Source organism: Streptacidiphilus sp. BW17, assembly GCF_041262485.1.
In the GTDB taxonomy this organism is placed as follows: Bacteria; Actinomycetota; Actinomycetes; order Streptomycetales; family Streptomycetaceae; genus Streptacidiphilus.
In genome coordinates this window covers 1-17,035 of record NZ_JBGCCR010000031.1, presented here as the reverse complement: position 1 = coordinate 17,035, position 17,035 = coordinate 1, and the positions used below count along the sequence as shown (strand labels likewise).

19 protein-coding genes and 1 pseudogene are annotated in these 17,035 nt (G+C 70.7%); 10 read left to right on the top strand and 10 right to left on the bottom strand.

Annotated features, from left to right (window positions below; genetic code table 11):
* Positions 1 to 136: 136 nt before the first annotated feature.
* The 4 genes from ABH940_RS28955 (at position 137) to ABH940_RS28940 (ending at position 3,755) form a co-directional block, all read left to right on the top strand.
* On the top strand, positions 137 to 1,390 hold the full coding sequence (locus ABH940_RS28955; protein WP_370106598.1) for a chitinase: 1,254 nt from the start codon (positions 137 to 139) through the stop codon (positions 1,388 to 1,390).
* 184 nt (positions 1,391 to 1,574) lie between these two features.
* Entirely contained in the window at positions 1,575 to 2,105 is a 531-nt protein-coding gene (locus ABH940_RS28950; protein ID WP_370071736.1) for a dihydrofolate reductase family protein, read from the top strand.
* 510 nt (positions 2,106 to 2,615) lie between these two features.
* Entirely contained in the window at positions 2,616 to 3,083 is a 468-nt protein-coding gene (locus ABH940_RS28945) for a hypothetical protein (RefSeq protein WP_370106597.1), read from the top strand.
* A 51-nt stretch (positions 3,084 to 3,134) separates the two neighbouring features.
* On the top strand, positions 3,135 to 3,755 hold the full coding sequence (locus tag ABH940_RS28940; RefSeq protein ID WP_370071738.1) for an L-threonylcarbamoyladenylate synthase: 621 nt from the start codon (positions 3,135 to 3,137) through the stop codon (positions 3,753 to 3,755).
* Between the two features lie 6 nt (positions 3,756 to 3,761).
* Here the strand turns inward: ABH940_RS28940 and ABH940_RS28935 are convergent, their stop codons facing one another.
* Entirely contained in the window at positions 3,762 to 4,535 is a 774-nt protein-coding gene (locus ABH940_RS28935; RefSeq protein ID WP_370071739.1) for an SDR family oxidoreductase, read from the bottom strand.
* Positions 4,536 to 4,648: 113 nt separating this feature from the next.
* On the opposite strand from ABH940_RS28935, the gene ABH940_RS28930 reads away from it, so the two are divergent.
* Positions 4,649 to 5,530 (top strand): helix-turn-helix transcriptional regulator, encoded by an 882-nt coding sequence (locus ABH940_RS28930; RefSeq protein WP_370071740.1) that lies wholly within the window; start codon positions 4,649 to 4,651, stop codon positions 5,528 to 5,530.
* A 133-nt stretch (positions 5,531 to 5,663) separates the two neighbouring features.
* Here the strand turns inward: ABH940_RS28930 and ABH940_RS28925 are convergent, their stop codons facing one another.
* Positions 5,664 to 6,842 carry an agmatine/peptidylarginine deiminase gene (locus ABH940_RS28925; protein ID WP_370071741.1) on the bottom strand — a complete coding sequence of 393 codons (1,179 nt, stop codon included), beginning with the start codon at positions 6,840 to 6,842 and terminating at the stop codon, positions 5,664 to 5,666.
* 203 nt (positions 6,843 to 7,045) lie between these two features.
* Here ABH940_RS28925 and ABH940_RS28920 point away from each other — a divergent pair, with 203 nt between their 5' ends.
* Complete coding sequence (locus ABH940_RS28920) at positions 7,046 to 7,747, top strand: hypothetical protein (protein WP_370106596.1); 702 nt, start codon at positions 7,046 to 7,048, stop codon at positions 7,745 to 7,747.
* 7 nt (positions 7,748 to 7,754) lie between these two features.
* Here the strand turns inward: ABH940_RS28920 and ABH940_RS28915 are convergent, their stop codons facing one another.
* The 8 genes from ABH940_RS28915 to ABH940_RS28880 form a co-directional block, all read right to left on the bottom strand.
* The gene (locus tag ABH940_RS28915) at positions 7,755 to 8,684 is read right to left on the bottom strand and encodes a DUF4436 family protein (protein ID WP_370106595.1); all 930 of its coding nucleotides are present in this window, start codon (positions 8,682 to 8,684) and stop codon (positions 7,755 to 7,757) included.
* Positions 8,681 to 8,863: a hypothetical protein gene (locus tag ABH940_RS28910; RefSeq protein ID WP_370071744.1), complete on the bottom strand. Its 183-nt coding sequence runs from the start codon at positions 8,861 to 8,863 to the stop codon at positions 8,681 to 8,683. Before ABH940_RS28910 ends, ABH940_RS28915 begins: the two co-directional genes overlap by 4 nt.
* A 73-nt stretch (positions 8,864 to 8,936) precedes the next feature.
* A complete protein-coding gene (locus ABH940_RS28905) occupies positions 8,937 to 9,797 on the bottom strand; it encodes an ABC transporter ATP-binding protein (RefSeq protein WP_370071745.1) in 861 nt (286 codons plus the stop codon).
* Complete coding sequence (locus ABH940_RS28900) at positions 9,790 to 10,806, bottom strand: ABC transporter ATP-binding protein (protein WP_370071746.1); 1,017 nt, start codon at positions 10,804 to 10,806, stop codon at positions 9,790 to 9,792. The genes ABH940_RS28905 and ABH940_RS28900 overlap by 8 nt, the downstream gene beginning before the upstream one ends.
* The gene (locus ABH940_RS28895; protein WP_370071747.1) at positions 10,803 to 11,672 is read right to left on the bottom strand and encodes an ABC transporter permease; all 870 of its coding nucleotides are present in this window, start codon (positions 11,670 to 11,672) and stop codon (positions 10,803 to 10,805) included. Before ABH940_RS28895 ends, ABH940_RS28900 begins: the two co-directional genes overlap by 4 nt.
* Positions 11,669 to 12,628, bottom strand: coding sequence for an ABC transporter permease (locus tag ABH940_RS28890; RefSeq protein WP_370071748.1), 960 nt, complete (start codon positions 12,626 to 12,628; stop codon positions 11,669 to 11,671). Before ABH940_RS28890 ends, ABH940_RS28895 begins: the two co-directional genes overlap by 4 nt.
* Positions 12,625 to 14,313, bottom strand: a complete 1,689-nt coding sequence (locus tag ABH940_RS28885) for an ABC transporter substrate-binding protein (RefSeq protein WP_370071749.1) — start codon at positions 14,311 to 14,313, stop codon at positions 12,625 to 12,627. Before ABH940_RS28885 ends, ABH940_RS28890 begins: the two co-directional genes overlap by 4 nt.
* A gap of 142 nt (positions 14,314 to 14,455) precedes the next feature.
* Positions 14,456 to 15,457, bottom strand: a complete 1,002-nt coding sequence (locus ABH940_RS28880; RefSeq protein WP_370071750.1) for an agmatine/peptidylarginine deiminase — start codon at positions 15,455 to 15,457, stop codon at positions 14,456 to 14,458.
* 259 nt (positions 15,458 to 15,716) lie between these two features.
* On the opposite strand from ABH940_RS28880, the pseudogene ABH940_RS28875 reads away from it, so the two are divergent.
* From ABH940_RS28875 to ABH940_RS28860, 4 genes and pseudogenes are all read left to right on the top strand, one after another.
* Positions 15,717 to 16,280: pseudogene (locus tag ABH940_RS28875) on the top strand (TetR/AcrR family transcriptional regulator); the annotation flags it as partial.
* A gap of 116 nt (positions 16,281 to 16,396) precedes the next feature.
* Positions 16,397 to 16,549 carry a hypothetical protein gene (locus ABH940_RS28870; protein ID WP_370071751.1) on the top strand — a complete coding sequence of 51 codons (153 nt, stop codon included), beginning with the start codon at positions 16,397 to 16,399 and terminating at the stop codon, positions 16,547 to 16,549.
* On the top strand, positions 16,516 to 16,815 hold the full coding sequence (locus ABH940_RS28865) for an agmatine deiminase family protein (RefSeq protein WP_370071752.1): 300 nt from the start codon (positions 16,516 to 16,518) through the stop codon (positions 16,813 to 16,815). Before ABH940_RS28870 ends, ABH940_RS28865 begins: the two co-directional genes overlap by 34 nt.
* 43 nt (positions 16,816 to 16,858) lie before the next feature.
* Positions 16,859 to 17,035 (top strand): urease subunit gamma (locus ABH940_RS28860; RefSeq protein WP_370106642.1); only part of this gene is annotated, 177 nt, incomplete at its 3' end.

The following is a 17,035-nucleotide window of genomic DNA, read 5'->3' as shown; positions in this document are numbered from 1 at the left end:
GTCCAGACCTTGACAACAGTGCTGGTCCAGCCCCACATTGACGATGTCTCAGTGCAGAGCGGCGCCGCCTGCATCACTCTCCACCCGTTATGTCAACGTCGGCTTACCTCACGTTCCCCCAGACGAAGGTGACGAGATGCGAAGACTGGGAGCGATGCTTCCCGCGACGGCTGTCGCGACGCTGCTCACGGCGGGCACCCTGGTGGTGACCGCCGGCACCGGGCACGCCTCCACCACGGCGGCGCTCGGCAGCAACTGGTACGGCTCCGCGCCGTACTACTACACGCTCGACTCCAGCGCCCCGGACCTGGGCCAGGTGATGTCCGCGACCGGACAGAAGGCGTTCGAGCTGGCCTTCGTCCTGGCCCCCAACGGCGGCGGCTGCACGCCGACCTGGGACGGCACGGACCCGGTGTCCTCCGACACCCAGGTCGCCGCGGTCGTCAACGAGGTCCGCGCCGACGGCGGGGACGTCTCCGTCTCGGCGGGCGGCTACGGCGGCACCAAGCTCGGCCAGGAGTGCGGCACCCCGGCGGCCACCGCCGCCGCGTACCAACAGGTCATCAGCGCCTACGGGTTGCACGCGATCGACTTCGACCTGGAGGAGCCGGAGATCGAGAACTCCACGGCGATCAACAACGAGTTGGGCGCCGCGCAGATCCTCCAGGCGAACAACCCGGGGCTGTACGTCTCGGTGACGATCCCGTCGACCACGTCCGGTGCCAACTACTTCGGGCAGCAACTGCTCGACAACGCGAAGACGCTCGGCTTCACCCCGGACAACTACTCCATCATGCCCTTCGACGGGGGCTTCTCCGGTGCGGCCAGCCAGATCACTGCGCTCCAGGACTTCAACACCCAGCTGACGAACACCTTCGGCTGGAGCTCGGCGACGGCGTACGCGCACGAGGGTGTCTCCGGCATGAACGGCCGGACGGACAGCGCCGAGTACTTCTACCAGTCCGACTTCCAGACGGTGTTGAACTTCGCGGAGTCCAACGGCATGTCCCGGTACACGTTCTGGGACGTCAACCGCGACCGCGAGTGCAACCCGCCGAACAACAACGGCAACCTGTCCGGTGAGTGCAGCAGCGTCACCCAGAACGCCTACGACTTCACCAAGTACACGGCCGAGTTCGCGGGCGCGACCCCGCCCACCCCCTCGCCGACCCCCACCCCGACGGCGACGCCCACACCTACACCTACTCCCACCTCCACGTCGACCTCCGGCGGAGGCGGTAGCTGCGCGGCGGCGTGGAGTGCCTCGACCGCGTACACCGCCGGCCAGCAGGTCTCGTACAACGGCCACAACTGGACCGCGAACCAGTGGAACGACGACGAGGCCCCCGGCGGCCCGTCCGGCGCCTGGAACGATGACGGCACCTGCTGACCTGCCGGAATGGCAATGCTGACGCGCCGCCCGGTGACCTCACCGGGCGGCGCGTTGCACGTCAGCGGGCGGAGAGCTCGAGGCCCCCTCAGGATCGGGAACGGCCAGGAAGCGGCCCCGGCTGCTGCCGCGTGGCACTCGGCAGACGCCGATCCTGTCGGACTCCCGGCGTAGCCTGCGATCCATGACCAAAGTGCTGTGGCACATCACCATGTCCCTGGACGGCTTCATCGCCGCGCCCAACGACGACATGGCCTGGATCGCCGACTACGTCGGGCCGAACCCGGCCGTGACCGAGGTGATGAGCCGGATCGGCGCCCTGCTCATCGGCGCCCGCACCTACCGGATCGCCAGGGCGGAAGGCGGCAGGCCCTACGGCGGGGCCTGGACCGGCCCGCAGGTGGTGCTCACCCACGCCGCGCCCGAGGCGGCAGCCCCCGGGTTCACCTTCGTCGACGGTGTCGAAAAGGCGGTCGCGGCGGCCAGATCCGCGGCCGCACCGGGCAAGGACGTGGTGGTCCTCGGCGCGAACGCCGCACGGCAGTGCCTTGACGCGGGCCTGCTGGACGAAGTGCTCGTCCACAGCGTGCCGCTGTTGCTCGGCGACGGAGTCCGCATGTTCGAACGCCCCGGCGGCGCGGGCATCCAGCTCGATCCGATCAGCGTGACGCAGGCGGGAGCCGTCACAAATCTCCTCGCCCGCATCCGAAGCTAGGTGTGCCATCTCGTGAGATTGGTGCCAGTTGGCCGACTGCGCATGCGAGCTGTCCATGCAACGGGGGAGCTATGGGCGCCGGTAGTGGCCCGCCTGCGGCTGGGTCAGCGGAGCAATCTGCCCGGGAATGTGCGCTGTTCGCCCGTGGGCAGCTCGACTACCAGTGCGTCTGGACTGCGCCAGAAGCGGCAGCCGGCGGGGATGAACACAGGATGCTCCAGCTCGAACCACCCAATGCGGCTCGCAAGGAGGAGTCGCGGAGCGACCGGACGTGAACCCTCGAATTCCACAGGCTCATTCTGGCGGAGGGTCAGCGCAGCGGGTAGGCGCTGAGCTTGGGAAATGAATCCAAGCGCGGTCGGTTGCGACATATGATGTCGCATCTGCTAGGGGGATGCAAGATTGATCCTTGCAAGTGCCAGCTCTGAAGAGTGATTGCATGGGTATCTGCGTCCACCCATGGGTACCACTTCGGCAACCTTCGGTCGTCCGGTTGTAGGGAGTGGTTCTGTGAGCAGATCCGACGCGTCCGCGCTTGCGCCGACCCACCCGTCCGTGCGGTTGCACGGGCTGCTCGACGCGCCTGGCGAGGTGACGGTCACTCAGTTGCGTGAGCTGCCCGTGAGCCGGGTCGAGGCGCGGTTCGACTGCCTCGGGAGTGGGGAGCAGCGGCACCGGTTCGAAAGGCCGCGGTTGTGGGACGTGGTGCGGGCGGCGCGGCCGGTGGTGGATCTGCGGGGGCGCAAGGCGCGGCTGAGGTTCCTGCTGGCGGTGACCGGGGCGGACGGGCACTGCGCCGTCGTGTCCTGGGCGGAGATCGACCCGGACTTCGGTGGGCAGCAGATCCTGCTGGCCACCAGCGTCGACGGGACGCCGCTCGACGAGCACGGGCCGCAGCTGGTGGTGCCCGGGGATCACAGTGGGGCGCGCTACATCAGCGGGATCACCGACGTGTGGGTGGGTCCCTTCGAGCGGTGAGCCGTTGCGGCGGTGAGCCGTAGGAGGCTCCTGATCCCGTAGGCTCGGCGGATGGCGAAGTACTTCGACGTGCATCCGCAGAATCCGCAGTCGCGCATCCTCGACAACGTGGTCGACCTGGTCCGGGGCGGGGCGCTCGTCGCCTATCCGACGGACTCGTGTTTCGCGCTCGGATGTCAGCTCGGCAACCGTGACGGGATCGCCCGGATCCGGACGATCCGTCAGCTCGACGATCGTCACCACTTCACGCTGGTGTGCGAGAACTTCGCCCAGCTGGGTCAGTTCGTGCATGTCGACAACCGCGTGTTCCGCGCGATCAAGGCGGCGACGCCCGGGAGTTACACGTTCATCCTGCCCGCGACCAACGAGGTGCCGAAGCAGCTGCTGCACCCGAAGAAGAAGACGGTCGGCGTGCGGATCCCGGACCACGTCGTCACCCAGGCGCTGCTGGCGGAGCTGGGCGAGCCGCTGCTTTCCAGCACCCTGCTGCTGCCCGGCGAGGAGGAGCCGATGACGCAGGGCTGGGAGATCAAGGAGCGGCTCGACCACGTGGTCGACGCGGTGCTGGACTCCGGGGACTGCGGCACCGAGCCGACCACGGTCGTCGACTTCTCCGGCGGGGACGCCGAGATCGTGCGCCGGGGCGCGGGCGACCCCGCGCGGTTCGAGTAGCGCGCGTCAGGACCCGGCCGCCTGGCGACCCGGCAGCATGGCGAGTGCCTGTGACCGCTGGGCGACCAGCTCGTCGTAGGTGCCGTCGCGTTCGGCCCGGCGGTGCATCAGCACGCCCTTGACCAGGATCTCGTGTGGCGTGGGGTCGGCCTGGAGCAGGTCCATCACATCGGCGGCGTAGTCGTCCAGGTCCAGCGCGCGGGGGTTGAGCTCGGCCTGCTCGGGCGTGGTGGCGACGGCTGGCGGGACCAGCTCGGCGACCTCGACACCCGTGCCGAGCAGCTGCGCCCGCAGCGCCTCGGAGTAGGCGTGCACACCGGCCTTCGTCGCGGCGTAGGTGGGCATCGGCGGGAACGGCAGGAACGCGATGCCGGAGGTGACCGTGATGATCGTTCCGGTGCCGCGCGCGATCAGGTGCGGGGTGAACGCGTCGACGACGCGGATGGTCCCGAGCAGGTTGGTGTCGACCGTCCGCTGCGCGGCCTCGAAGTGGGCGGGATCGCGCAGGTCCTCCAGGAGCATGACGCCGGACATCGTCATGACGGTGTCGAGGTCCGGATGGTCGGCGAGGATCGTGTCGCGGGCCCGGTCGACGCTCTCCTGGTCGGTCACGTCGAGGGGAACGGTGGCGAAACCCTCGGCGGCGAGCCCGTCGAGCAGGTCGGTACGGCGACCGCCGATGACGACGGTGCTGCCCGCGGCGCGGAAGCGGCGGGCGAGTTCGAGTCCGATTCCCGAGGTGGAACCGGCGATGAAGATGGTGCGGTCGGAGATGTCCATGGCTTCAGCGTCGACCGGTACGCCCGCGGCAACCAGTGCCCCCGCTGTCCGGGGTCCTGACAGGGCCCCTCTCAGACCGTCGGTTCGTACGGAACCGGACCTACGATGGGGCCATGAGCGAGGACGACCGCGTCAGCCTGCTCGGCGAGTACCTCCGTGCCCGGCGGGCGCTGGTCACGCCCGAGCAGGCGGGGATCCCGGCGGGCACCAACCGGCGCGTCCCCGGGCTGCGCCGCGAGGAGGTCGCCATGCTCGCGGGCATCAGCGCCGACTACTACCTGCGGCTGGAGCGGGGCCGGGACAAGAACCCCTCGGCGCAGGTCCTGGAAGCGCTCGCGCGGGTGCTGCAGCTCGACGACCTCGAACGCGAGTACCTGCTCGACCTGGGCCTGGCCGGCTCACGCCCGAGGCGACGCCCGCGTCGGAAGCCCGAACGCGTGCCCGCGCGGCTGCACCAGCTGCTCTCGGCGGTGCAGGTCCCCGCGTTCGTCGAGGGGCGCGCGTTCGACGTGCTGGCCTCCAACCGGCTCGCGGTCGTGTTCAACCCGCGCCTCCAGCCCGGTCAGAACCGGCTCCGCTCGCTGATGCTCGACCCCGAGGAGCAGGCGTTCCAGCAGGACTGGGTGCGGTCCTCGGAGGGGTTCGTCGCCGCCTTCAGGAAGTCCGTCGGCGACGACATCGACAACCCGCGCTTCGTGGAACTGGTGGGTGAACTCGCCCTGGCGAGTGAACGGTTCCGCACGCTCTGGGCGCGCCACGACGTCCGGGGCCTGGACGGCGGCACCACCACGGTGAACCACCCCGTCGTCGGCGAGCTGCAGCTGCACCGGGAGAAACTCCCGGTCGAGGGCGTGCTCCTGGTCCTCTACTACGCCGACGAGGGCAGCGAGAGCGACGAGAAGCTCCGCTTGCTCGCCTCCATGGCCTCCGTCCCCTCCACAGCCTCCACAGCCTCCACGTCCACCGACACGGCGGCTCGTACGCTGGGGACATGACGGTTCTTCAGCTGGACGACATCGGCGCCGTCGTGGAGGACCTTCCGGCGCCGTCGGGCCGGCCCAGCGGATCGGCTGACGCCTGAGCCACCGGGTCGAGCCGCCGGGCCGAGCGACGGAACCGTGCTCCGCGCTACGGTGCGGGCTGGGGCTGGGTGACGCAGTGGATGCCGCCGCCCTGGTTGCCGAGGTTGTCGATGTTGAGCTGGACGACGGTCCGGCCGGGGAAGGCGCTCTGCAGCACGGACTTGGCGTTGGCGTCGGCGGTGGTGTCGCCGAACTGCGCGGAGATGACCGCGCCGTTGCAGACGTAGTAGTTGGCGTAGGAGTCGACGAAGTCGGCGCTGGTGGCGCGGATCAGGTTGTAGTCCGGCGACTCCAGCGCGGTGACCGCGATCGCCGCGCCCTGCGCGTCGGTGGCCGCCGACAGCGTGCCGTACTGCTGCTGCTCGTCGTTGGACCAGATGTCCGGCGGGTCGGCGGGGTTGGGGGTCTGGACGAGGCCGCCGCCGGGGGAGAGGAAGCGGGACGTGGCGTCGACGTGGTCGTCGGTGATGTCCTGGCCGCTGATGCCGGTGAACCAGATGACCTCGGACGCGCCGTAGGCGGCGCACATGGCCTGCTCGATCTGGGCCTGCGTCAGGCCGGGGTTGCGGTTGGAGTTGATGATGCTGCTGCGGGTCGCCATCAGCGTGCCCGCGCCGTCGGCCTCGATCGCGCCGCCCTCGCTGACCAGCCCGGCGGCGGTGAAGTCGACGCCGAGGTAGGCGGCGACCCGCTGGGCGACCAGGGCGTCGTGGGCGTGGGTCTGTTTGTTGCCCCAGCCGTTGAAGTTCAGACCGACCGCGTCCAGGCCGCCCGCTCCGTTCGTGCGGAAGACCGGGCCGGAGTCGCGCATCCAGCAGTCGTCGATCGGGATGGTCCCGATCACGGTCACGTGCGGGTTGGTGCAGGCCCGCTTCGCCGCCGCGACGCTGGCGGAGTTGGCGAGCAGGTAGACCGGCTCGTACGTGGCGATGGTGTTGGCGATACGCGCGATGTCCGTCTGCATGCCCGCGAGCTTGCGGCCGTAGATGGCGGTGCTGTCGGGCCAGGCCATCCAGGTCCGGGTGTGCGGGACGCTGTCGAGCGGGACGGCGAACGTGCCGGTGGCTGCGGACCGCGGGTTCCGGGCGCGGACGCCGGGTGCGGCGGTCGCGGCGCGGGCCGTTCCGGCGAGGCCGGTGGCGACCCAGGCGGCGCCGGCCGCGGTCAGTCCGGTGGCGGCGAGGAAGCGGCGCCGGTCGAGCGGGCGGGCGTGGGGTGTGCTCACGGGCGATGTGCCCCCGGGCGGTGTACTCACGGGGTCGTGCGGGCCGTCTGCTCTGCCGTGCTGGTCCATCCCAGGCCTCCCTTGGTCGGGGCGCGCAGCTGCGCGGCTGACCCGGAAGCTATAACTAACCATGCGCTCGGTCAATAAAGCGCGCAAGAGTGGGTTCGGCCCACCCCGTCGGTCGGCGTGGCTAAGGTGGGCGAGTGGCGACGGAAGCAGGCGGAGACGTGGAAGACAGCGCACCTCAGGGGGCCAGGAGCGCAGGCGCGGAGGTCCGCGCCGCCCGCAAGCCGCGGGTGTCGGCGAAGGGCGAGCAGACCCGGGCCCGGCTGATCGCCGCCGCGCGGAGCCTGCTCGCCGGGACGGACGACGTCCCGTTCACCACCCGCAACGTCTCGGCGCTCGCCGGGGTGACGCACGGGATGTGCCACTACCACTTCAAGGACCGCAGCGACCTGATCGTCGCCGTCGTCGCGGACATCCGCCCGGAGTGGATCACGCCGATGGAGCAGGCGGTCGCCGAGCCCGGCACCTTCGCCGCGCGTGCCGAGCGCGTGAGCGCACTGCTCGCACAGCCGGAGGCGGCGGACCTGGCGCGGATGCACTCGGCGCTGCACTGGTTCTCGCTGACCGACGACCGGGTGCGGGTCGCCGTCGAGGCGGAGTACGGGCGTTGGCGCGAATGCTTCGTGGACCTATTCCGGGTGCTGGCGCTCGAACGCGCCGAGCGTGGTGGGAAAGCAGGCGTGGTGGACGCGTTGACGCTCGGTGAGGCGCTGGCCGCAGCGGCGGACGGACTCGCCGCCATCCAGTCCCTCGGGTCGGAGGTGGACGCGCAGGCGGTGGTGCGGGCGCTGGTCCACGGCCTGGCCGCCGGCGCGGACCGGCTGGCTTCGGCCACCTGACGGACCGTCAAGCAGTGGGCGGCGGTGCCGTATCCGACGCCCGCGCCGCCTTCTCCGCAGCGTGGGCGCGGCGTTCGGCGCGTACGCCCAGCGCCACGGTGACGGCGAGGCTGGCGGCGATGATCGCCTCGGCCCAGAAGAAGGCGACGTAGTCCATCAGCGAGCCGATGGGCGGGCTGCCCGGTGCCGCGTTGCGCAGTCCGACCAGGGCGAACAGGGTCGCGGCCATCCAGCCGAGCGCGGGCCAGACCATCCCCTGTCGCCTGCGGACGAGGACCTCGGCGCCGCCGAGCACCGCAAGTGCGAGCGCCCACATGGCGAGCATCATGAACCACGCGAGGATGAACGTCCCGCGCGAGCGGCCGACCCGGGCGTCCAGCCGGGCCACCTGGCCCGCCGAGGCGCTCTTGGTGGGGCGCACGACGAAGAACGGGTCGGAGTCGCTGAACGTGATGGCCAGTGGCACGGGCCGGCCGTCCACGGTGGCGATCCAACCTGCCGACAGGTCGTAGTGGTCGAACGGGTAGTCCGTCGACGTGCCGTCGTAGAGTCCGGCGCTGACCACCTGGAGCGGGGCGGGCTCGCCGGAGATGGTGTGGAAGGTGGTGGTGGTCAGCGAGACGGTGGTGATCTCGACGTTCTTGGTGAAGACGAGCGAGTCCGGCTCCGCCGCGAGGCTGCCGTGCGGGATCGCGGTGACCGACAGCGAGAGCTCCAGGGCCGAGGTGTCCACGCCCTGGCTGGTGATGTCGAGTTCGACCCAGTCGGGGGCGGACGGGTTGCCGACGACGGTGACCTGCTGACGGCTGCTGCGCTCGTTGAGGTACAGGCCCACGCCCGCGCCGCAGAGCAGCGCCACGACCAACGCCAGGACCAGCGGATTCCGGAACGGACGCAGCACTCGCCAGCGGGAGGGCCGACCGCCGACCGCCTTCACGACGCGGACGCCTCGGGCGACGCTTCGCTCGACGCGGCGTCCGCCGCCGGGTCCGAGGGGGCCGAGGCGTCGGAGGACGCAGCCGAGGCCGAGGAGGAGCAGCCGGTCAGAGCGGCGGCAGCGGCGCGTCCCGCTCCGGTGCGGAGCAGGGTGCGACGGTTCAGGCCCGGCTGGAGCATGGCGTCCCGATCGGTGGTGACGGGTATTCAGGTGTTCAGGCGCTTTGCACCATTATCTCCGCACGGACAGCGGTCACAGCGCTCGGCGCGCGGCGGCGATGAGCTTGGGGTTCCAGCCCGGGCGCGGGACGGAGTCCAGCAGCAGCCGGGTGTAGGCGTGCTGCGGGTCGGCGAGGACGTCGGCGGTGCGGCCCGCCTCGACGATCCGGCCGTGTCGCATCACCACGACCTCGTCGGTGACGCAGCGGACCACCCCGAGGTCGTGGGTGATGAAGAGGTAGCCGATCCCGGTGTCCCGGCGGATGTCACCCAGCAGGTTGAGGATCTGCGCCTGCACCGAGACGTCCAGCGCCGCCACCGCCTCGTCCAGCGCCAGGACGGCCGGTTCGACCGCCAACGCGCGGGCGATGGCCACGCGTTGGCGCTGGCCGCCGGAGAGCTGCCGGGGGAGGGCTGCGGCTTCCCGCGCGCCGAGGCCGACCTGGTCGAGCAGCTCGCCCACCCGGCGGTCGTGGTCGGCCCTCCTCTCGGGGAAGTGCAGCCGCAGCGTCTCGCGCAGCACGCCGCCGACGGGCACTCGCGGATCGAGGGAGAGGAACGGGTCCTGGAAGACCATCTGCACCTCACGGGCGCGTTCCAGTCGCGTCGAGCGGCCGTGTCCCGCCGGGCCGGACCGGTCCTGGCCCCAGACCAGGACGCGGCCCGCGTCGGCGCGTTCGAGTCCGACGATGATCCGCGCGGTCGTCGTCTTGCCGGAACCGGACTCCCCGACGATCCCCAGCGATCCGCCCCGAGCCAGGTGGAAGGAGACGTCGTGGACCGCCTGGACGCTGCCGAAGCTCCGGTGCAGGCCGGTGATGTCGAGCACCGGGTCGCCGCCGGCGCTGTCGGCGCTGTCGGCGGGCAGGGCGCCGGCCGCAGTGGTGTCAGTCATGGAGGGCGCTTTCTGCGAGCTGGTCGGCGAGCCGGTCGCTGTGGTGGCAGGCGACGAGCCGGGACGGTTCGTCCGGCACCGGCAGGTGGGGCGGCAGGTCCTCGGTGCACACCTGGGTGGCGAAGGGGCAGCGCGCGGCGAACAGACAGCCCGTCAGCTCCTCGCGCAGGCTGGGCGGTTGGCCCTGGATCGCGGCCAGCCGCCCGGCCGGAGCGTCGAGACGGGGGGTCGAGCGCAGCAGCGCGGCCGTGTAGGGGTGGCGGGGCTGTTCGAACAGCGCCTCGGCCGGACCGGTCTCGGCGATCCGGCCCGCGTACATCACGTAGACGCGGTCGCTGATGGCGGCGGCCAGGCCCAGGTCGTGGGTGACGAAAAGCAGACCGGTGCCGAACCGTTCGCGCAGGTCGTCCAGGAGGCCGACGACCTCGGCCTGGGTGGTCACGTCCAGCGCGGTGGTGGGCTCGTCCGCCAGGATCAGTGCCGGGTCGCCCATCAACGCGGCGGCGATCATGACGCGTTGCAGCATCCCGCCGGACAGCTGCCCCGGGTACTGCCGCAGCACCCGGTCGGTCAGACCGACCGCTTCGAGCATCCGCACGGCGCGCTCGGTCGCGTCCGCGTCCGGGGTCCCGGCGTTCAGGCGCAGGCTCTCGGTGAGGAAGTCGCCGACGCGACGCAGCGGGTTGATGGCGGCCCGAGGGTCCTGGAAGATCATGGCCGCCGTGTGGGTGCGCAGCCGCCGCAACTGCTTCGCGTCCATCGTCAGCACGTCCTCGCCCTGGACGGCCACGGTGCCCTCGGTCGTCGCGCCCGGAGGCAGCAGCCGCAGCACACTGCGCGAGGTGAGACTCTTGCCGGAGCCCGACTCGCCGACCAGCGCCACGGTCTCCCGCGCGCCGACGGTGAGATCGACCCCGGCCAGCACCGGGCGTGCGGCACCGGGGAGTTGCAGCCGCAGCCCACGGACGTCCAACGTGAACTCAGGTGTTTTCGCTGGTGTGGTGGTCATCGGTCCCTCCGGGCGACCTGGTCGGCCCAGCGTTCGCCGACGACGTTGAAGGCGACGACGGTCAGCACGATCGCGGCGCACGGCAGGATCGCCGAGAGCGGGTAGCCGGACTGGATGGCGCTCTCGCCGTCGAAGACCATCCGCCCCCAGTCGGGCGTCAGCGCGGGCACGCCGAGACCGAGGAAGGAGAGGCCGGCCAGGTCGATCAGGGCGTAGCCGAAGTTGATGGTGGACTGCGCCAGCACCACCGGTGCGATGTTGGGCAGCACATGGCGCAGGCAGATCTGCAGCCCGGAGTGCCCCTGCACCCGATACGCCTCCACGTACGGCCGTTTACGCTCGGCCAGCACCAACGAGCGGGTGAGACGGCTGACATAGGGCAGGTAGGCCACGCCCAGCGCGACGACCGGCGCGATCAGCCCCTCCCCGTAGATCGAGACGATCAGGATCGCCAGCAGCAACCCCGGGAAGGCGAAGACGAGTTCGGTCGTGCGCGAGAGCAGCGAGTCCAGCCAGCCGCCGCGCCATCCCGCCGTGACGCCGACGACGACGCCCACGACGGTGGAGAAGACGACCACGCCCAGCGGTCCGAGCAGCGAGGTGCGGGCGCCGGTGATCAGCCGCGACGCGGTGTCGCGTCCGGAGCCGTCGACGCCGAGCGGATGGCTGGCGGACGGTCCGGCCAGCGCGTTGCCGAGGTCCACGGCATTGGGGTCGTGCGGGGAGAGCCACGGCGCGAGCAGTGCCAGCAGCACGACGACGGCGAGGAAGCCCAGGCAGAGCAGGTAGAGCCAGGGGCGGCCCGTCCTGTTCCGGGACAGCCGGAGCCGGGCCAGCCCCGGTCGGCGGACGAGTGCGGTGGTCATCCGGTCGCTCCTCTCGCGCCGAGGGCGACCCGGGGGTCGACCAGTGGGAGCAGCAGGTCGACGACGAAGTTCACGAGCATGAAGATCCCGACGATGATCAGCGAGATGGCCTGGACGACGGGGAAGTCCTTCGTGGTCGTCGACAGGTCGAGCAACTGCCCGATGCCGTCGACGCTGAAGGCCGTCTCCACCAGGACGGTGCAGATGAGCAGGGTGGAGACGATCAGGCCGCCCATGGTCAGCACGGTGCCGAGGGTGTTGCGGAAGACATGACGGTGAATCACCTGACGCTCGGTCACGCCCCGGCTGCGGGCCACGGTGACGTGCTCGTGGCCCATCGCCTCCAGCATCGCGCTGCGGGTGACCCGGGCCAGCATGCCGATCAGGTAGAGCGCCAACGCCAGTGCGGGAAGCGTGAGATGCCAGAGCATCGAGCCGAACCCGCTACCACTGCCGCCACTCGGGAACCAGCCCAGCTCGACCGAGAAGAGCCCCTGCAGCAGCACGGCCGCCACGAACGAGGGCGTGCCGACGGCGAAGGTGGTGCCGACCAGGATCGCTCCGTCGGTCGCGCCGCCGCGCACCGCGCCGATCCAGCCGAGCGCCAGGCCGACGGCCACGACCAGCACCAGCGCCAGGCCCACCAGCAGCAGCGTGCTGGGCAAGCGGGCGCCGATCAGCGTCGAGACCGGCGTCCGGTACTCGATGGAGCGGCCGAAGTCGCCGTGCAGCACCTGGCCGAGCCAGCGCAGATACTGCTGCCAGAACGGGTCGTTGAGGTGGTACTGATCGTTGATCGCCTGGTACGCCGCGGGGGAGGCGGAGCGTCCGGAGAGCAGGAAGCTCGCCGGGTTCCCCGGGGCCAGGTACATGGCTCCGAAGATCAGGAACGAGGCGGCGAGCAGGGTCGCGGCCATCTCCGCCAGGCGTCGCAGGGCGAAGCGGGTGAACGTCATCCCGCAGCCCCGATGTCGGCGGCCCACGGGTAGTACAGGTAGGAGATGGTGGTGGGCGCGCCCGTGATCCGCTTGTTCAGGAAGACCGCGGTGGGCCAGTTCGCCACCGGGATCCACAGGTTCTGCTGCACCGCCAGTTGCTGCAACTTCGCCTCGACCGCCAGGCGCTGGGCGGTCTTGTCGGTGCCCGTGGCCTGCCGGACCAGCTTGTCGTAGGCGGGACTGCTGTAGCCCGCGTAGTTCTGGTAGTTGCCCGTCTCGAAGTTGGAGAGCAGGTCCATCGGGTCGGTGATGGACAGGTAGTACGTCTCGGGGAACATGTCGATGCCCTGGCGCGCCTTGGGGTCGGTGAACAGTGCCGAGAAGGCGTCCGGGGCGATCGTCCTCACCTGGACGTTCAGCCCGATCTCGGTCCCGGCCGCCTGCACGGCGGTCGCCAGCAGCGAGACGTCCTGACCGATCGCGCTGGTGGCGATCGTCACCGTCTTGCCCGTCGCCCCGGCCTCCTTGACCAGCTCCTTGGCCTTGGCCAGGTCGGGCGTCGTCGAGGGCAGCGAGTCGAAGGCGGCCCGCAGCGTCGCCGGGTCGGCCCCCGCCCAGGAGGCCTTGTCCGTCAGCGCGTCGGTGGCCTGGCCGTTGCCCGCCAGCCCTTGCTTGACGAAGCCCGACCGGTCCAGCGCCAGCGACAGCGCCTGCCGCACCCGGGCATCACCGAGCACGCCCTTCATGTTGGTGACGTTGACGTTGACGGTGCTCAGGCTCTCGCCGAAGTAGAGGGTGCCCACCCCGCTGTCGCGCAGCCGTTGGTAGCTCTCGGTCGGGATCAGGTAGCCGCCGTCGACCGCGCCGGTGAGCATGGCGTTGGTCCGGGCCGAGGGGTCGGTCAGGAACTCGAACGTCACCTTGGCGGACTTGGCCGGGGTTCCCCAGTAGTCGGCGAACCGGTCCAACTCGATGGACTGGCCCTTGTTCCAGGCCCCGAGCTTGAACGGCCCGGTGCAGTCGAGGCTGCCGGTGCCCCAGTTCGCCCCGGCCGCCTTGATGCCCTTCTCGCTGGCCACCACGCCGGCGGCCGTGGCCATGTACTGCGGAAAGAGGGCGTCCGGCGTCCTCAGTTTCACCGTCACCTGGAGCGGCCCGGTGCTGGTGATCGAGGCGACGTTCTGGAAGACGCCCGCCCAGGCCGCGCCGACCTTCGGGTCCGTCTGCCGGTCCAGGCTGTAGACGACGTCGTCGGCCGTCATCACGCTGCCGTCGTGGAAGTGCACGTTCGGGCGCAGGTCGTAGACCCAGGTGGTCGGGTTCGGGTGCAGCGCCTGCTGCGCCAGGCCCGGGACCTCCTTGAGCTGCGGCGTCCACTTCATCAGGCTCTCGCAGACGTTGGACAGGATGGTGTTCGACGGGTAGTCGAAGGCCATCGCGTAATCCAGGGTCAGCGGCTCCGCGTACGAGGCCCAGGTGAACGAGGCGAGGTCGCCCTTGGGGAGCGGCGTCCGGGCCGACAGCGCGAAGGCGCTCGCAGGCAGGCCCGTTCCGGTGCTGGGCGGGCCGGAGCAGGCGGCGACCAGTCCGAGCGCGGCGGCGCCCGCCACGACGGCTGCGGCGCGGCGCCTGCTGCGGCGCCCGGTGCGGCGCCCGGTTGTGGGGCGGTCCGATCTGCCGGACGGGGGCTGGGGTTGGGGCATCGGAGCTCTCTTCCATCTTCCGGCCCACCGGGGAAGGCGGCGGGGGGAGGTCAGCGGCCATGGGTGACGGAGCGTGCCAGCGTGAGAGGGACGACCTGAGGGACGGCTTGAGGGACGACTTGAGGTATGACCTGACACACGGTCAGGCGCGGGGAACCTGTTGGGTGATGCAGTGGATGCCGCCGCCGCCCCAGGCGACGCCGGAGGTGGGGACGCCGACCACCTTGCGGTCGGGGAAGGCGGAGGCGAGGACGGCCAGCGCGCCCTTGTCCTCCTCGGGAACGCCGCCGACGGGGACCACGACGCCGCCGTTGGCGAGGTAGAAGTTCAGGTAGCCGACCTCGGTCCGGCGGCCGTCGACCTCGACGAAGACGCTCTGCGGCAGGTCGACGATCTCCAGCCGGCGGCCCTTGGCGTCCACGACGCGCTCCAGCACCGCGCGGTTGGCGCGCATCCGCTCGTGGTCGGGGTGCTCCGGGTCGCTGGGCAGCTGGACCACGACCTTGCCGGGCGCGACGAAGGCGCAGACGCCGTCCACGTGGCCGTCGGTCTCGGTGTCCTCCAGGCCGCCGTAGGGGAGCCAGATGATCGTGGTGACGCCGAGCATCGCTTTGAGCTCGTCCTCGATCTGCTCGCGGCTCAGGCCGGGGTTGCGGTTGGGGTGGAGCAGGCACTGCTCGGTGGTGATCAGCGTGCCCTCGCCGTCCACCGTGATCGCGCCGCCTTCGAGGATCATCCCGGAGGGGAGGCGCGGGACCTCGAAGTGCTCCAGCAACAGGGCGGAGACGCGGTCGTCGGCGTCGCACGGGTGGTGCTTGCCGCCCCACGCGTTGAAGCGGAAGTCGACGCCCGCGCGTCCGCCCTTCCCGTCGAGGACGAAGATTGGGCCGGAGTCGCGGAACCAGGAGTCGTCGATGGGCATCTCGATCACCTCGACACCGTCGCCGCACAGCTCGGCGGCGTGCTTGCCCTGGCCGGGCAGGGCGACCATGGTGACGGGCTCGAACTCGGCTATCGCGCGGGCCACCGCGGCGTACTCGCACCGGACGTCGTCCAGCACCGCGCCCCACAGGTCCAGGCGGGTGGGCCAGGCCATCAGACAGCGCTCGTGCTCGGCCCACTCGGCCGGCATACGGAAGGACACGGGGATCTCCTCAGGGTGCGGGAGGCGGGTTGGGTGCCCCGAATCATCCATCGAACTGAAACTTCAGTCAATACAGCGTCGCCGAGCAAATTCGACCCCAACAAACAGTGGAAATTCGGGCATTACGCTGCACGAAGGCGCAGAGATCCGAATGCGACGACGCGCTCGGGGCCGTGGATCACGCCTGGAGGGGGTCGGTCGGTGCAAGGTACTGAAGAACTGGTCAGCTTTCTCGTGCGGTGGCGTAGTCTCTCCGTCTGTGTCAGACCGTCGAACCGAGATCCTGAGAGCCGCGACCCGAGTGATCGCCCGCCGCGGAGTGCGCGGACTGCGCGTGGGCGAGCTGGCCGCCGAGGCGGGCGTCTCGACGTCCTTGATCTACTACCACTTCGTCGACCGCGCCGGGATCCTGCGCCGGACGCTGGAGTACATCAACGACCGCGCCGACCGCTATACCGCCGAGCGCGGCGCGGAGGAGCTCGATCCCCGCGCCGACCTGGAGCAGGCCCTGCTGCTGGAGCTCCAGGACACCGCGGAGGTGCGCGAGAACAGCACGGCCTGGGGCGAGTTGCGTGCCAGCGCGATCTTCGAACCGGACCTGCGCGAGGCGCTCGCCAAGGCCACCCTGACCTGGATCCACGAGACCGCCGAGCTGATCGGCCGGGTCCGCCCGCAGGGCACCGCCCCGGCCCATGCCGCAGCCGCCGAGCGGCTCACCTCGCTGCTGGAGGGCCTGAGCATGCGCTGGCTCAGCGGCTCGCTCCCCATCGAGCACGCCCGCCGCCTGCTCGCGGAGGCGATAGCCGTCGAGCTGGACGCCATTGGGTCGGAGGCCCTTTCCCTGGGAGGCAGCGCCCCGGAGGTCGGCGTCCCGGAGGCCGTCGCCGACTCGGACCGACAGAGCTTGACTGAATTTTCAGTCGATGCCACTGTGAAGGCATGAACGAACCGCGCTCCCTGTTCGGCCGCCTCTTCGGCGGGGCACAGCGGCCCGCCGCACGGATGCCGGCGGAGCAGCGGGGGAGGGTGCAGGCCGACGACGTCCCGCACGCCCGTACGTGGATGTCCTGGCCCGCGTCCCGGTCGATCTGAACCTCCACCTCGTCAACGGTGCGGTCATCACGGCCCAGTTCGGCGACGCTTTCGTCTCCTCCTACATCAACTTCTTCGTCGCCAACGGGGCCGTCTTCATGCCCAAGTTCGGCGACACGGACGCCGACGCGAACGCGCAGCAGATCATGCGCGACCACTTCCCGAACCGTGACGTCGTCGCGCTGAACATCGACAACATCGCCTCGGGCGGCGGCGGCATCGACTGCTCGACCCACGACCAGCCCGGCACCCCGGCCCAGTCCTGATCCCGATTCCCCTTCGGCTTCCCCTTTAGCGAGGCATCCGCACATGCGACTCACCCCCACGGAGAAGGACCGGCTGCTGCTCTTCACGGCAGCCCAACTCGCCCGCTCCCGCCAAGCACGCGGCCTGCGGCTGAATGTGCCGGAGGCGACGGCGTTGATTGCGGACACGGTGTGTGAGGCGGCTCGGGACGGGCGGCGGTTGGCGGAGGCGATCGAGGCC

What these genes read in the sequence shown, in the direction of transcription:
- ABH940_RS28910 (WP_370071744.1), bottom strand. Translation starts at nt 8,863, where the DNA reads ATGCTCCAGCCGGGCCTGAACCGTCGCACCCTGCTCCGCACCGGAGCG.
- ABH940_RS28950 (WP_370071736.1), top strand. Translation starts at nt 1,575, where the DNA reads ATGACCAAAGTGCTGTGGCACATCACCATGTCCCTGGACGGCTTCATC.
- ABH940_RS28890 (WP_370071748.1), bottom strand. Translation starts at nt 12,628, where the DNA reads ATGACGTTCACCCGCTTCGCCCTGCGACGCCTGGCGGAGATGGCCGCG.
- ABH940_RS28895 (WP_370071747.1), bottom strand. Translation starts at nt 11,672, where the DNA reads ATGACCACCGCACTCGTCCGCCGACCGGGGCTGGCCCGGCTCCGGCTG.
- ABH940_RS28955 (WP_370106598.1), top strand. Translation starts at nt 137, where the DNA reads ATGCGAAGACTGGGAGCGATGCTTCCCGCGACGGCTGTCGCGACGCTG.
- ABH940_RS28870 (WP_370071751.1), top strand. Translation starts at nt 16,397, where the DNA reads ATGAACGAACCGCGCTCCCTGTTCGGCCGCCTCTTCGGCGGGGCACAG.
- ABH940_RS28905 (WP_370071745.1), bottom strand. Translation starts at nt 9,797, where the DNA reads ATGACTGACACCACTGCGGCCGGCGCCCTGCCCGCCGACAGCGCCGAC.
- ABH940_RS28885 (WP_370071749.1), bottom strand. Translation starts at nt 14,313, where the DNA reads ATGCCCCAACCCCAGCCCCCGTCCGGCAGATCGGACCGCCCCACAACC.
- ABH940_RS28930 (WP_370071740.1), top strand. Translation starts at nt 4,649, where the DNA reads ATGAGCGAGGACGACCGCGTCAGCCTGCTCGGCGAGTACCTCCGTGCC.
- ABH940_RS28900 (WP_370071746.1), bottom strand. Translation starts at nt 10,806, where the DNA reads ATGACCACCACACCAGCGAAAACACCTGAGTTCACGTTGGACGTCCGT.
- ABH940_RS28935 (WP_370071739.1), bottom strand. Translation starts at nt 4,535, where the DNA reads ATGGACATCTCCGACCGCACCATCTTCATCGCCGGTTCCACCTCGGGA.
- ABH940_RS28940 (WP_370071738.1), top strand. Translation starts at nt 3,135, where the DNA reads ATGGCGAAGTACTTCGACGTGCATCCGCAGAATCCGCAGTCGCGCATC.